General features: G+C 72.1%; 11 protein-coding genes. 2 read left to right on the forward strand and 9 right to left on the reverse strand.

Going from position 1 to position 14,216, the window contains the following annotated elements:
* The first annotated feature begins 76 nt into the window (after positions 1-76).
* Complete coding sequence (locus FZC61_RS09875; protein ID WP_148614009.1) at positions 77-712, forward strand: LysM peptidoglycan-binding domain-containing protein; 636 nt, start codon at positions 77-79, stop codon at positions 710-712.
* A gap of 23 nt (positions 713-735) precedes the next feature.
* Positions 736-1,239 (forward strand): Rv3235 family protein, encoded by a 504-nt coding sequence (locus FZC61_RS09880; RefSeq protein WP_148614010.1) that lies wholly within the window; start codon positions 736-738, stop codon positions 1,237-1,239.
* A 262-nt stretch (positions 1,240-1,501) separates the two neighbouring features.
* Here the strand turns inward: FZC61_RS09880 and secA are convergent, their stop codons facing one another.
* The 9 genes from secA to ahcY form a co-directional block, all read right to left on the reverse strand.
* Positions 1,502-4,390 carry a preprotein translocase subunit SecA gene (gene secA / locus FZC61_RS09885; protein WP_148614403.1) on the reverse strand — a complete coding sequence of 963 codons (2,889 nt, stop codon included), beginning with the start codon at positions 4,388-4,390 and terminating at the stop codon, positions 1,502-1,504.
* Between the two features lie 99 nt (positions 4,391-4,489).
* Positions 4,490-5,713, reverse strand: coding sequence for a winged helix-turn-helix domain-containing protein (locus FZC61_RS09890; protein ID WP_148614011.1), 1,224 nt, complete (start codon positions 5,711-5,713; stop codon positions 4,490-4,492).
* Between the two features lie 7 nt (positions 5,714-5,720).
* Complete coding sequence (locus tag FZC61_RS09895; protein ID WP_148614012.1) at positions 5,721-6,416, reverse strand: response regulator; 696 nt, start codon at positions 6,414-6,416, stop codon at positions 5,721-5,723.
* A gap of 40 nt (positions 6,417-6,456) precedes the next feature.
* Positions 6,457-7,089 (reverse strand): ribosome hibernation-promoting factor, HPF/YfiA family, encoded by a 633-nt coding sequence (gene hpf, locus FZC61_RS09900; protein ID WP_148614013.1) that lies wholly within the window; start codon positions 7,087-7,089, stop codon positions 6,457-6,459.
* Positions 7,090-7,440: 351 nt separating this feature from the next.
* Positions 7,441-8,232 (reverse strand): ComF family protein, encoded by a 792-nt coding sequence (locus tag FZC61_RS09905; protein ID WP_148614014.1) that lies wholly within the window; start codon positions 8,230-8,232, stop codon positions 7,441-7,443.
* Between the two features lie 79 nt (positions 8,233-8,311).
* Entirely contained in the window at positions 8,312-10,078 is a 1,767-nt protein-coding gene (locus FZC61_RS09910; RefSeq protein WP_148614015.1) for an LpqB family beta-propeller domain-containing protein, read from the reverse strand.
* Positions 10,075-11,868, reverse strand: a complete 1,794-nt coding sequence (gene mtrB / locus FZC61_RS09915) for an MtrAB system histidine kinase MtrB (RefSeq protein ID WP_246142619.1) — start codon at positions 11,866-11,868, stop codon at positions 10,075-10,077. Before mtrB ends, FZC61_RS09910 begins: the two co-directional genes overlap by 4 nt.
* A 3-nt stretch (positions 11,869-11,871) precedes the next feature.
* Entirely contained in the window at positions 11,872-12,594 is a 723-nt protein-coding gene (gene mtrA / locus FZC61_RS09920) for an MtrAB system response regulator MtrA (protein ID WP_425465816.1), read from the reverse strand.
* Positions 12,595-12,762: 168 nt separating this feature from the next.
* Positions 12,763-14,190: an adenosylhomocysteinase gene (gene ahcY / locus FZC61_RS09925; RefSeq protein ID WP_148614017.1), complete on the reverse strand. Its 1,428-nt coding sequence runs from the start codon at positions 14,188-14,190 to the stop codon at positions 12,763-12,765.
* Positions 14,191-14,216: the final 26 nt, after the last annotated feature.

Here is a 14,216-nt window from a genome sequence, read left to right on the forward strand (position 1 = left end):
AACGGTTGACGAACTCCTTGAACAGGCGTTGAGTGACGCAAACACACGCAAACGCAAGGCAAGGACCAATCTCGGGATGATCACGCGGTGCCGCTGTCTGCTGGTCTGGACGGCCGCCACGGCCGCCGCCCTCGCGACGGCCCGCTGGGCGCTGGCCGCCGTCGGGCCCGCCGCGCGCTTCGACCAGCTCGTCGCCTCGGTCGCCGGCGTCGCGCTGACGGCCTGTGCGGTGTGGGCGTGGACGGTGTGCACCGTGGTCGTGGCGCAGGCCGCGCACCGCCCCGGGCGGGCCCCGCGACGCACCGTTGGTGTCCCCGCGTGGGCGTCGCGGGCGGTGCTGGCGGCCTGTGGGCTGGCCGTGCTGTCGGCGGGCCCGGCCGCCCACGCGTCGTACGACGTCCACCACCACCCGGACCGGGTGCCGGCCGCCTCGCTCGACGGACTGCCCTTCCCCGACCGGGCGACCGGCCCGGCCCACGCGGCGCACCCGGCCCACCCGGTGCCGGCGCGCGCGAGCGCGGCGGCGCGCACCGTCGAGGTGGTGCCCGGCGACAACCTCTGGAGCATCGCCGCCTCGCTGCTCCCGCCGGGCGCCCCCGACACCGAGGTCGCCGCCGTCACCGCGGCCCTGGTCGACCTCAACCGCGACGCGGTCGGCCCCGACCCCGACCTGATCCACCCCGGGCTGCGCCTTCGCACGCCCGGGTCCTGAAGGCCCACCGAGAGGAGACCCCGATGTCTGCGAGCACCCGCTCCCCCAGCACTCCGCTGTTCCACCCGCACGTCGTGCCCCTGCGGCTGCCGGTGCCGGTGGCCCTCACCCAGGGCACGTTGGCCCTCGACCTCCACCCCCGGCTGGAGCCACCCGCGCCTGCTGCCGGCGACCTGCGACGCCGGCGCGAGGTCGACGACTGGGCCCACCGCTTCGTGCAGGCGGCCGTGGAGATCGTCGGGGGCGACCGCCCCAGCAGCCAGCTGGTGCGGCACACCTCGCGCGACGTCTACGCCGACCTCGACCGGCGCACCCAGCTGGTCGCCCGGGCCGGCGGGCACGTCCCGGGCGTCGCCCGGGTGCAGCCCGTGCGGCCGCGCGTGGTCTCGGTGCGCAGCTGCTTCGCCTCGGCCGACGTCGTCGAGTCCAGCGCGCACGTGCGCTACGGCGAGCGCTCACGAGCCGTCGCGGCCCGCTTCGAGCGCCGCGCGGGGCGCTGGCTCTGCACGGCCCTGGAGTTCGCCTGACTCACGCTCCGCGACGAAGGAGCGGAGGGTGGACGTCAGGCGGGTCGAGGGAGCGTGCGGCCGAGGAACGAGGCCGCAACCGCGGCTCGAGACCACCGCAGCCGGGAGAACCGCCCGGGCGCCAGTCAGGTGGCCGTGAGGCTGCGGAGGTCTCGAGGCTCGGCGGCAGGCGGCCTCGCACCTCGACCACCGTGGGGCCTCGTCGCCAGGGCTCCTCGCACCTCGACCACCGTAGGGGGTCGAGGTGCGAGGTCAGGCCAGGTCAGCCGATGCGCGCGGTGACGCCCGTGGGGCCGCCGGGGGCGCCGTGGCACTGCTTGAACTTCTTGCCCGAGCCGCAGGGGCACTTGGCGTTGCGGCCGACCCCGGCGTACTCGTCGCCGGCGTTGGTGACGGTGCCGCTGGACTCCTCGACCTCGTTGTCGCCGTCGATGCTGGGGGCGGAGGTGCGCAGGTTGGTGGGCAGCGTCTGCTTCTCCAGGCCCTTGGCCTTGATCTGCGGCACGTGCTTGGTCAGCACCGGGCCGGGCTGGGCGGCGGGCTGGTCGGCCGGCTGGGGCTCGGAGGGCAGCTCGCGCATCAGCGGCTCCTCGACCGGGGTCCCACCGTCGACGAGGCCGAACGGGTCGTAGGTGCCCTCGGGCTCCTCGTCCTCGACCTGCACCTCGAGGTTGAACAGGAAGCCGACCGCCTCCTCCTTGATGCCGTCCATCATGGCCGCGAACATGTCGAAGCCCTCGCGCTGGTACTCGACGAGCGGGTCGCGCTGGCTGTAGGCCCGCAGGTAGATGCCCTCGCGCAGGTAGTCCATCTCGTAGAGGTGCTCGCGCCACTTGCGGTCGAGCACCGAGAGCAGCACGCGCCGCTCGAGCTCTCGCATCACCTCGGCACCCACCTCGGCCTCGCGGGCGTCGTAGGCGGCCTGGGCGTCCTTCTGCAGGACCTCGATCAGCTCGTCCTTCGTCAGGCTCGCCTGGTCGCCACCGTGGTCGGCGAGCAGCTCCTCGCGCGTGATCGACACCGGCCAGAACTGCTTGAGGTCGGTCCACAGCTGCTCGAGGTCCCACTCCTCGGCGAAGTCCTCGAGCGTGCCGCGGACGGTGCCCTCGACGACGTCGTCGACGAAGGTACGGACCTGCTCCTCGATGTCGGCGCCCTCGAGCACCTCGCGGCGCTCGCTGTAGATGACCTTGCGCTGGCGGTCCATCACGTCGTCGTACTTCAAGACGTTCTTGCGCGACTCGAAGTTCTGCGACTCGACCTGGCCCTGGGCGTTGGCGATCGCGCTGGTGACGCGCTTGTTCTCGATCGGGACGTCGTCGGGGATCTTGAGCATCGTCAGGACCCGGTCGACCCACTCGGACTTGAACAGGCGCATCAGCTCGTCCTCGAGCGAGAGGTAGAACCGGGACTCGCCCGGGTCGCCCTGTCGACCGGAGCGACCGCGCAGCTGGTTGTCGATGCGGCGCGACTCGTGGCGCTCGGTGCCGACGACGTAGAGACCACCGAGGTCGCGGACCTCGTCGTGCTCGGCGCTGACCTGCTCCTTGATCCTGGCGACCATCGCGGGCCACGCGGCCTCGTACTCGGCCGCGGTCTCGCCGGACGGCTCGAGGCCCTGCTTGCGCAGCTCGGCGTCGGCGAGGAACTCCACGGAGCCACCGAGCATGATGTCGGTACCGCGCCCGGCCATGTTGGTGGCCACGGTGACCGCGCCCTTGTGACCGGCCATCGCGACGATCTTGGCCTCGTCGGCGTGGACCTTGGCGTTGAGCACCGAGTGCGGGATGCCCTTGGCCTTGAGCTTGTCGGACAGGTGCTGGGACTTCTCGACCGACACGGTGCCGACCAGGATCGGCTGGCCCTTCTGGTGGCGCTCGGCGATGTCCTCGACGACCGCGTCGTACTTGGCCTCCTCGGTGCGGTAGACGAGGTCGGCCTGGTCCTTGCGGACCATCTCGCGGTTGGTCGGGATCGGGACCACGCCGAGGCCGTAGATCTTGTCGAACTCCGAGGCCTCGGTCATGGCCGTGCCGGTCATGCCGGAGAGCTTCTCGTAGAGGCGGAAGTAGTTCTGCAGGGTGATCGTGGCAAGGGTCTGGTACTCCTCGCGGACGGTCACGCCCTCCTTGGCCTCGATGGCCTGGTGCAGGCCGTCGTTGTAGCGACGACCGGCCAGCATGCGGCCGGTGTGCTCGTCGACGATGAGCACCTCGCCGTTCATGACGACGTACTCCTTGTCGTTGCGGAACAGCGCCTTGGCCTTGATGGAGTTGTTGAGGAACGAGATGAGCGGGGTGTTGACCGACTCGTAGAGGTTGTCGATGCCGAGGTGGTCCTCGACCTTGGTGATGCCGGGCTCGAGGACCGAGATGGTGCGCTTCTTCTCGTCGACCTCGTAGTCGACGTCCTCGACCAGCGTGGCGGCGATCTTGGCGAACTCGGCGTACCACTTGACCTCGTCCTGGGTCGGACCGCTGATGATCAGCGGTGTCCGCGCCTCGTCGATGAGGATCGAGTCGACCTCGTCGACGACGGCGAAGAAGTGGCCGCGCTGCACGCACTCCTCGATCGAGCCGGCCATGTTGTCGCGCAGGTAGTCGAAGCCGAGCTCGTTGTTGGTGCCGTAGGTGATGTCGCAGCTGTAGGCCTCGCGCCGCTCGGCCGGGCGCATCGACGGCAGGATCACGCCGACGCTGAGGCCCAGGAAGTGGTGGATGCGACCCATCTGCTCGGACTGGAACTTCGCGAGGTAGTCGTTGACCGTCACGACGTGGACGCCCTTGCCCGCGAGGGCGTTGAGGTAGGACGGCAGGGTGGCGACCAGGGTCTTGCCCTCACCGGTCTTCATCTCGGCGATGTTGCCGAGGTGGAGCGCCGCCCCGCCCATGACCTGGACGTCGAAGGGGCGCATGCCGGTGACGCGACGCGACGCCTCGCGGACGGTCGCGAACGCCTCGGGCATGATGTCGTCGAGCGTGGCGCCGTTGGCCAGCCGCTCCTTGAACTCCCCCGTCATCGCCTGGAGCTCGGCGTCGCTCATCTGCTTGAACTCGTCCTCGATGGCGTTGACGGCCTTCGAGATGGACTCGAGCTGGCGCAGGATCTTGCCTTCGCCGATGCGGAGAAGCTTGTCGATGATGGCGGGCACGTCGGTGAACTCCTGGAGTCGGGGTGCGGACCCGGGCACGGGCCGCGCCCATCCTAACGAGCGGTCCAGCCCAGGCGTTCCTCGGCGGCGCCCCGGGCGTCAACTCGCGGCAACCGCGGCCTGCAGGGCGCCCGCCAGGTCGCCGCGGCCCTCGACCACGACCTCGGCCATCTGGACCCACCGCGCCATCCGGTGCAGCTCGACGGCCAGCTCGACGGCGGTGTCGGCGGGCGCCCCGTCCTCGGCGTAGGCACCCTTGACCAGCAGCCGGCCGGTCGCCCGGTCGGCCTTGAGGTCGACGCGCGCGACGATCTCGTCGCGCAGCAGGAACGGCAGGACGTAGTAGCCGTGCACGCGCTGGTCTGGCGGGGTGTAGATCTCGATGCGGTAGTGGAAGTCGAAGAGCCGCTCGGCGCGCTCACGCTCCCAGACCACCGGGTCGAACGGGCTGAGCAGCGCGCGGGCCGCGACCGCGCGGGGGCGGCGCGCGTCCCGGTGGAGGTACGCCGGGCGGGTCCACCCCTCGACCGCGACCGGCTCGAGCTCGCCGGCTCCCACCAGGGTGGCCACCGCGCGGGACGTGTCGGCGGTCGACATCCGGTAGTAGTCGGCCAGGCAGCGCACGGTCGCGATCCCGTGGGACAGGGCGGCGCGGCGGACGAGGGCGAGGTGCTGCTCCTCGACGGTCATGTCGGGGGCTGCGAGGACGGCGTCGGGCAGGACCTGCTCGGGCAGCGCGTAGCGGATCTCGAACTGGCTGGTGCGCCCGGCGATGGCGACCTCGCCGGCGGTGTAGAGGTAGTCGAGCAGCCGGCGGGTGCGCGACCAGTTCCAGCCCCAGTGCTCCTTGCTGCGCGGCGCCCCGCCGCCCAGGACGAGCTCGGCCTCGCGCGAGGTCGACGGGCCCCGGTCGGCCAGCAGCCCGAGCAGGCGCGCCTCCTGGGCGTCGTCCTCGGCCACGAACGACCACTTGCCGCGCCGCGACCGGTGGTGCTCGCGGCGGTGGGCCATGGCGGGCCAGAGCTCGACCGGCATGAAGGCCTGCACGTGTGCCCAGTACTCGACCAGGCGCCGCTGCTGACGGCCCGTCGACGCCCGCTCCAGCAGACCCGTGTCGTAGGGACCCATCCGGGAGTAGAGCGGCACCTGGTGGGCGCGCGCGAGCACGTTGACCGAGTCGACCTGCAGGACCCCGGTCCGCTCCACGGTGCGGGCCAGGGTGCGCAGGGTCGGCACCTCGTGGGGCTTGTCGAGGAAACCCTGCGCCGCCAGCGCGATGCGGCGGGCCTGGGGCCGCGACAGGGTCTGGGTGCGGGGTGCCACGCCGACGTCAGGAGCCGGGCAGCTCGAGGAGGTTCTCGCGCACGGCGTACATGACGGCCTCCATGCGGGAGTGCAGCTGGAGCTTCTCGAGCATGTTGCGGACGTGGTTCTTGACGGTGTTCTCGCTGATGAACAGCCGGGCCGCGATCTCCTTGTTGCTGTGGCCCTGGGCCACGAGCCGCAGCACGTCGAGCTCGCGCTCGGTCAGGCGCAGCGCGGGGCCGCTCTCGCGCTCGGGTCGCGACATCTGCTTGAACTCGTCGATGAGCTTGATCGCCATCGACGGGCTGATCAGCGACTGGCCGTCGGCCACGACGCGGATCGCCTGGGCCACCTCCTCGATGGAGGAGTCCTTGAGGAGGTAGCCCGAGGCGCCGCTCTTGACCGCCTCGTAGAGGTCGGCCTCCTCGTCGGAGACCGTCAGCATGATGATCTTGGCCGAGGGGACGCTCTGCTTGATCGCCAGGCACGCCTCGATGCCCGACTTCTTGGGCATCCGTACGTCGAGCAGCACGACGTCGGGGGCGGCGGTCTCGGCCAGGGCGGTGCCCTCGACGCCGTCGCCGGCCTCGCCCACCACCTCGAGGCCGGGCTCGACGGCCAGCAGCATCGTCAGGCCGCGCCGGAAGAGCTGCTGGTCGTCGACCACCAGCACCCGGATCGGCTCGCGCTCGTCCTGTCCCCGCCCTGCTGTCTCAGACACGGGGCGATCATGTCACGCCACCCGCTGCGGGCGTGGCGGCTCAGCCCGGCTGGTCGTGGGAGACGTCGAGCGAGATCACGCCGTAGTCGTAGCCGCGACGGCGGTAGACGACCGACGGCTTCTCGCTCTCCTTGTCGACGAACAGGTAGAAGTCGTGCCCGACCAGCTCCATCTCGTACATCGCCTGGTCGAGGGTCATCGGGGTGGCGGGGTGGGTCTTCTCGCGCACCACCAGGGGCCCGTCGCCGGTGACGTCGATCGGCCCGACCTCGCGGTGCAGCGACGCGTCGTCGGGCTCGACCTCGAGGTCCCGGGGGGACTCGACGTCGGCGAGGGCCTGCCCGACGGAGACCGGGGCCCGGCGGCCGTGGTGGACCCGACGGCGGTCGGCGGCGCGGCGCATCTGGGCCGCCATCTTGTCGACGGCCAGGTCGAGGGCCCCCATCTGGTGGTCGGCCGCCGCCTCGGCGCGGATCACGGGGCCCTTGGAGAACGCGGTCAGCTCGAGGTGGATGGACTTGTCCTGCTGGCGCGGGTTGGGTTCGCAGTCGACCTCGACGTGGACTCGCTGGATCCGGTGGTCGTGCTTCTCGAGCCGAGCGAGCTTCTCTGAGCAGTGGGTGCGGAACGAGTCCGTGATCTCGCAGTGACGCCCGGTGACGACAACATCCATGGTGACCTCCAGCTAGCGATGGTGTGCTCGGTCGACCGGTGGGACCGGCCGACCGCACCCGTGGGGTGGGTGTGGAGGAGTCCGTCCGGCCGACCTGGTCTTCGACCCCACAACCGCCTGCTGAGGCTCTCGCGGCTCAGTGCCACTACTGGCCTTCTCCCGACACCCCGAGGGGCAGGCCGCATCTGACGGCCGGGACGGGGCAGGACTTACTACTAAGCCGCACCGTGATCCCCGCGCAGAACGCGGGTTACGTGGACCGCTTTGCCTGCGACTGGCATCGGCTTGCCGGCCCGGGCGAGTACCCGGGACGACGCAACCACGGACCCGGACGGACTCCATGACATGACGTTAGTGGGTGGCAGGGGGTGACGGAACCTCTGCGCCTGAGGAAACGCCGTGAACCCCGAGGTGGGACTCCCCCGCCGGTGAGCGGCGGGCGGTGGCCGCCACCACCGCCACCGCGAGCGCCTCGACCCCGACGGCCGCCAGGGCCCGCTGCGCCTCGCGGGCCGTGCTGCCGGTCGTGAGGACGTCGTCGCACACGACCACGTGGGCCGCGGTGCCGCGGCGTGCCCACCTGCGCAGCTCTCGCGGGCGCACCGCCATCGACCCGGCGAGGTTGGCCCGGCGCTGGACGACGTCGAGGCCGGCCTGGTCGACGACCCCGGGTCGCGAGCGCAGCAGCGGGGCGACCGACACCCCGGCGCCCAGCACCCTGGCGGCCGACCGGGTCATCGCGAGCGTCGGGTCGTGCCCGCGGGCGCGGACCGTCGAGGGACGCGACGGCACCGGCACGAGCAGCACCGGGCCGACGGGGCCGCCCGGCGACACCAGGCCGGCGAACGCCGCGGCGACCGAGCGGGCCAGCAGCCGGCCCAGGACCGGGGTCAGCGCCAGCATCCGGTGCTCCTTGTGGCTGAGCACCAGCGACCGGGCCAGACCCTCGTACGCCGTCACCGCGAACGGCGTCACCAGGCCGGGTGGGGGCGGGCTCGGCCAGCGCGGCGTCGCGTCGGACGGCAGCGCGGCGCGGCAGGCCGGGCAGACCAGGCGCCCCGGGACGGAACAGCCCAGGCAGCTGCCGCCGAGCAGCAGGTCGACGGCCGCGTCACGCACGCCGCCCGTCTCGCGTCCGGTCACCACGAGACGATCGCACCAGGAAACGCCGCGGCCCGCCAGCGCTCCGACCCGGCCTGTGGACGAGCGCCGCGGGCCGGGCTCAGCCGGCGTAGGTGATGCTGGTGGCCGCCTCGCCGACGAAGCCGTAGGAACCGCCGTTGGTGACGTCGACGATGTTGTCGGGGGTCACGACGTAGAGCGGCAGGTCCTCGACCGGGGAGCCGGCCAGGCCGGTGACGGGTCCTGGCACCGGCGTCGGCAGCGACTCGGCGTTGCTCGCCGAGCCGTCGACGCCGATGGTGCGCACGGCGTAGAGCTTGCCGGCCTCGACGGGCGTGAGCAGGGCCAGGGTGGTCGGGGAGGTCCAGGCGATGTCGTCGATGCGCAGGGTCGGGCTGGCGTCGACCTCGACGAGCTCGGTGCTGCGCACGCGGACGACGGCGCCGAGCCCGTCGACCTCGACGCGCCCGACGCGCAGCTCGTCGCCGGTCCGGTCGCGGACGACCGCGACGAAGCGGGTGCCGTCACGTGAGACCAGGAAGGAGCGGACGTCGGACCCGCTCACGCCCGACACCGCGACCACCCGGTCGACCCCGTCGACCACGACGTGGACCGACGCACCGGACGGGGTGCGGTCGACGACCCAGATCCGGTCGGCGAAGTCCCAGGCCGGGGGCAGCAGGTCGGTGCCGCGGAGCACCACGTCGGCGCGGGCCCCGGCGGCGGTGCTCCCACGGGCCGCGTTGAGGTCGCCGACGAGCAGCCTGCGGCCCTCCACGCCGACCCCGGCGACCAGGGTGCCGTCGAGGTTGGGCGTGGCGGCGCGCACCGGGGCCGCACCGGTGCCGAAGACCCCGCTCACCGGTTGCAGCTCGTTGCCCTCGCGGACGGCGAGCCGCCGGTCGCGCACCGCGAAGAGCTGCTGGGTGGGGTCGGGCCCGTTGGGCCCGTAACGGGCGGCCTCCTCGACGGCGTACAGCTGGTCGCCGTCGGGCCCGAGCACCGGCGCGCCACCGAGGGTGACCCGCACGGCACGGATCTCGGGCTGCTGGCGCAGGGTCCAGGCGAGCTGGGCCAGCAGCCGTTCCGCAGCGGGGCTGCTGATCGAGCTGGCCTCACCGCCCAGGTCGATGTCGGCGACGCCGTCGGGCGAGATGGCCACCGAGGGCCGGGGGTCCAGGCCCGTCGGGACGTAGGACCTCGTGAGCATCGACAGGTAGCCGCCGGGTCCCTCGATCAGCCGGCTGACCAGCGTGGCCGGCAGCTCCTTGCCCCGGGGCACGTAGACCGGCTGCGGCACCAGGATCCGACCGCTGGGGTCGAAGTAGAACAGCGAGGCGGGCCGGAACCGCTGGGTGAACCACTTGCGCGGCACGACCAGGGCGTCGGGCGGGTTGGTGATGCGGTACTCGTTGTCCTGGACCGTCAGGTCGAAGCGCAGCACGTCGCTGCCGTTGCCGAGCCGGCCGACGTAGCCGCCGGAGCGGTCGAGCCGCTCGGCGTCGACCAGCTGCACCGACACGCGCAGCCGGTCGTCGCGGGGCTGGCGGGCATCGGCGTAGGTGATGGTGCCGTCGCCGGGCTCCCACTCGGACGCCGCCGGCGTCGAGAGGAAGAGCTTGGCGACGTCGAGGCGGATCGGGGACGCGGTCATGGCGTCGAGGAACCCGCCCACGACCGCGCTCGGGCTCATCCCCGGGACCGGCGGGGCCGGGTTGATGTCGCTGGCGCGCTCGTCGTCGACCGAGGACCGCGCGCCCGCGTCGACCACCGGCCCCGACTCGGGCAGGCTCGTGCAGCCGGCCAGCACCACCCCCAGCAGGAGCAGCACGGGCACGGCCTGGCCCCGTCGTCGCGTCGACCTCATCGCCGCACCTGCGGGCCGCCGGGCCGGGCGTCGGGCGCCGCGGGGACGGCCGGCCCGGCCGACCCGGCCGGGGTGGGGACGACGGGGGCCACGGGGGCCTTTGCGGCGCCGGGGGCCTCGGAGGCCGGGTCGCGCGCGACGGTGGGAGAGGCGGCCGCGGGATAGCTGCCGAGGACGGCGGCGTCCTCGGGCTGCAGCGGCAGCGGGCTGCGCCGCAGCGCGAAGCCGGCACGACGCGGCAGCGTCAACCGGAACTGGGCGCCGCCGCCGGGGCGGCCCCACGCCTGCAGCCACCCCCCGTGCAGGTGGGTGTCCTCGAGGGCGATCGACAACCCGAGACCGGTGCCCCCGCTGGTGCGGGCCCGGGCCGGGTCGGCGCGCCAGAACCGGTTGAACACCATCGCCGACTCCCCCGGCTCCAGACCGATGCCGTAGTCGCGGACCGCGACCGCCGAGGCGTCGTCGTCGACGCCGAGCCGCACCACGATGCCGGGCTCGCGGCCACCGACGGCGGCGTGGTCGATGGCGTTGGTGACCAGGTTGCGCACGATCCGCTCGACCCGTCGGGCGTCGGCCTCGGCGAGGCAGGGCCGGTCGGCGTCCTCGACGAAGACCCGGACCCCGCGCTGCTCGGCCAGGGCCCGGGTCGAGTCGACCACCCGGCGTACGACGTCGCCGAGGTTGACGTCCTCGAGGTCGAGCACCGCCGCGCCGGCGTCGAAGCGGCTGATCTCGAGCAGGTCGGCGAGCAGGGTCTCGAAGCGGTCGAGCTCGGTCTGCAGGAGCTCGGCGGCGCGGGCGGTGCCGGGGTCGAAGTCGCCGCGGGCGTCGTGGAGCACGTCGCCGGCCATCCGGACGGTCGTGAGCGGCGTGCGCAGCTCGTGGGACACGTCGGAGACGAACCGGCGCTGCACACGGCTGAGCTCCTCGAGCTGGCGGATCTGGCGCTGCAGGTTGCTGGCCATCTGGTTGAACGAGATCGCCAGGCGCGCGACGTCGTCCTCGCCCTTGACCTGCAGCCGCTCCTGCAGCCGTCCGGCGGCCAGCCGCTCGGCGACCTGGCGGGCCAGCCGCACCGGGGTGACGACCTGGCGGGTCACCAACCAGGTCAGCCCGGCGACCAGCACGAGCAGCAGGACGGCGGCCGTGAGCAGCGCCTGGGTGACCAGGTCGAGGGTCTCCTGCTCCTCGTCGAGGGGGTAGAGCAGGTAGATCGCGTAGGTCCGCCCGTCGGCCGGCAGCCGGACCTGGGAGCCGACGGCGATCGCGGGGCGGCCCGTCGTGACGCCGTCGACCTCGGTGACGATCCGGGTGTAGGTCCACGCCGGGGTGGCGCCCACGGTCGACAGACGGCGCTGCAGGGAGCTGGGGACGCTGGCCGACAGGTCGAGTCCCGAGCTGAAGCTCGCGACACCCTCGCCGACCGGGACGCCCTGGTCGACCGGCCCGGCGACGGCGACGCTGTAGCCGCGGGTCTCGGCGCGCTTGATGATCTCGTCGGCGAGCGCCCGTAGCTGCGCCGTGGCGTCCGGGTCGCGGCCCGACACGGTCTCGAGGCGGGCCTCGGCCTCCGTGGTCTCGTTGGAGGCCTCCGCGAGCACGGTGGCGACCCGGCTGTCGAGCAGGCCGTCGCGGGTCTCGCGCAGCAGGTACCAGCCCACGGCGCTGATGACGACGGCCGACAGCACCAGGGTGCTCGCGACGACCCGCGCCTGGGTGGACCGGCGCCAGAACGTGAGCGCACGGCGTACGCCGGACGGCAGGCGCGTCCTGCGCCGCGGCCGGTCCACGACCTAGGCCTTGCCGGCCTTGTAGCCGACCCCGCGCACGGTCACGACGATCTCGGGGTGCTCCGGGTCGTGCTCGACCTTGGACCGCAGCCGCTGGACGTGGACGTTGACCAGCCGGGTGTCGGCGGCGTGGCGGTAGCCCCACACCGTCTCGAGGAGCATCTCGCGGGTGAAGACCTGCCACGGCTTGCGCGCCAGGCACAGCAGCAGGTCGAACTCGAGGGGCGTCAGGCTGATCGACGCGCCGTCGCGCGTGACCGAGTGGCCGTCGACGTCGATCTCGAGGTCGCCGATCGTCAGCGTCTCCTGCTGGCCCGGGTCGCCCTGCTCGTTGCGCCGCACCCGGGCGCGGATCCGGGCGACGAGCTCCTTGGGCTTGAACGGCTTGACGACGTAGTCGTCGGCGCCGGACTCGAGGCCAACCACGATGTCGACGGTGTCGCCCTTGGCGGTGAGCATGACGATGGGGACCCCGGACTCGGCCCGGATCTCCTTGCACACGTCGATCCCGTCGCGCCCCGGGAGCATCAGGTCGAGCAGCACCACGTCGGGGCGGTAGTCGCGGAACGCCGCGAGCGCCTGGTCGCCGCGCGCGACGGTCTGGGAGTCGAAGCCCTCCTGGCGCAGCACGATGGACAACATCTCGGACAGCGCGGCGTCGTCGTCGACGACGAGCACGCGACCGTTGGTCGCCAGGGCGCTCGCCGGTTCACTCATGCCGTCCATTGTGTCAGCCGCCTCACGAACGCGAGAACGCCACCACGGTGACCGTGGTGGCGTTCTCGTCCTACGCGGTGATCGTCCTACTCCGACACGGCGGGTGCCCCGTCCGGTCACCCGGCGCCCCTACCCGTGCGGGAGGTGACCACACGGCGCACGGAGCGACCAATCGACTCAGTAGCGGTAGGTCTCGGGCTTGTAGGGCCCGGCCGCGTCCAGGCCGAGGTAGCCGGCCTGGGTGTCGCTGAGGGTGGTCAGCTTGACGCCGAGGGCGTCGAGGTGGAGGCGGGCGACCTCCTCGTCGAGGTGCTTGGGCAGCACGTAGACGCCGACCGGGTACTGCTCGGTCTTGGTGAAGATCTCGATCTGCGCCAGCACCTGGTTGGTGAAGGACGTCGACATCACGAACGACGGGTGGCCCGTGGCGTTGCCGAGGTTCATGAGGCGACCCTCGGACAGCACGATGATGGCCTTGCCGTCGTCGAACGTCCACAGGTCGACCTGCGGCTTGACGGTCTTGCGCACGGCGACACCCTCGGCCTCGAGGCCGGCCATGTCGATCTCGTTGTCGAAGTGACCGATGTTGGCGACGATCGCGTTGTGCTTCATCGCGCGCATGTGGTCGACGGTGACGACGTCGCGGTTGCCGGTGGCGGTGACGATGATGTCGGCGGTCGGCAGGGCCTCCTCGAGCGTGGTGACCTGGTAGCCGTCCATCGCCGCCTGGAGCGCGCAGATCGGGTCGATCTCGGTGACGATGACGCGGGCGCCCTGGCCGCGCAGGGACTCCGCGGAGCCCTTGCCGACGTCGCCGTAGCCGCAGACGACCGCGACCTTGCCGCCGATGAGGACGTCGGTGGCGCGGTTGATGCCGTCGATGAGCGAGTGGCGGCAGCCGTACTTGTTGTCGAACTTCGACTTGGTGACCGAGTCGTTGACGTTGATGGCGGGGAAGAGGAGCGACCCCTCCTTCATCATCTCGTAGAGACGGTGGACACCGGTGGTGGTCTCCTCGGTGACGCCCTTGATCGAGTTGGCGATCGGGCCCCAGTAGTCCTTCTTCTCGGCCAGCACGCTGTTGAGGACCTCGAAGATGATCCGCTGCTCGGTGCTCTGGGCGGTGGCCGGGTCGGGCGCCGCGCCGGTCTTCTCGGCCTGGACACCGAGGTGCACCAGCAAGGTGGCGTCGCCACCGTCGTCGAGGATCATGTTGGGCAGCTCGTCGCCCCAGTCGAGGATCTGCTGGGTGCACCACCAGTACTCCTCCAGCGTCTCGCCCTTCCAGGCGAAGACGGGGGTGCCGGTGGGGTTGTCGACGGAGCCCTCGGGGCCGACGACGACCGCGGCGGCGGCGTGGTCCTGGGTCGAGAAGATGTTGCACGAGGCCCAGCGGCACTCAGCACCGAGCGCGGTCAGCGTCTCGATGAGGACGGCGGTCTGGATCGTCATGTGGATCGAGCCGACGATGCGGGCGCCGGCGAGGGGCTTGGAGTCGCCGAAGCGCTCACGCATCGCCATGAGGCCGGGCATCTCGTGCTCGGCGAGCTTGATCTCGGTGCGACCGAAGTCGGCAAGGGAAAGGTCTGCGACCTTGTAGTCCATCAGGTGTCTCCTCAGGAGAGTGCTGA

It is taken from the genome of Nocardioides rubriscoriae, assembly GCF_008087085.1.
In the GTDB taxonomy this organism is placed as follows: Bacteria; Actinomycetota; Actinomycetes; order Propionibacteriales; family Nocardioidaceae; genus Nocardioides; species Nocardioides rubriscoriae.

What these genes read in the sequence shown, in the direction of transcription:
- FZC61_RS09875 (WP_148614009.1), top strand. Translation starts at nt 77, where the DNA reads ATGATCACGCGGTGCCGCTGTCTGCTGGTCTGGACGGCCGCCACGGCC.
- FZC61_RS09880 (WP_148614010.1), top strand. Translation starts at nt 736, where the DNA reads ATGTCTGCGAGCACCCGCTCCCCCAGCACTCCGCTGTTCCACCCGCAC.
- hpf (WP_148614013.1), bottom strand. Translation starts at nt 7,089, where the DNA reads ATGGATGTTGTCGTCACCGGGCGTCACTGCGAGATCACGGACTCGTTC.
- FZC61_RS09910 (WP_148614015.1), bottom strand. Translation starts at nt 10,078, where the DNA reads ATGAGGTCGACGCGACGACGGGGCCAGGCCGTGCCCGTGCTGCTCCTG.
- mtrA (WP_425465816.1), bottom strand. Translation starts at nt 12,594, where the DNA reads ATGGACGGCATGAGTGAACCGGCGAGCGCCCTGGCGACCAACGGTCGC.
- ahcY (WP_148614017.1), bottom strand. Translation starts at nt 14,190, where the DNA reads ATGGACTACAAGGTCGCAGACCTTTCCCTTGCCGACTTCGGTCGCACC.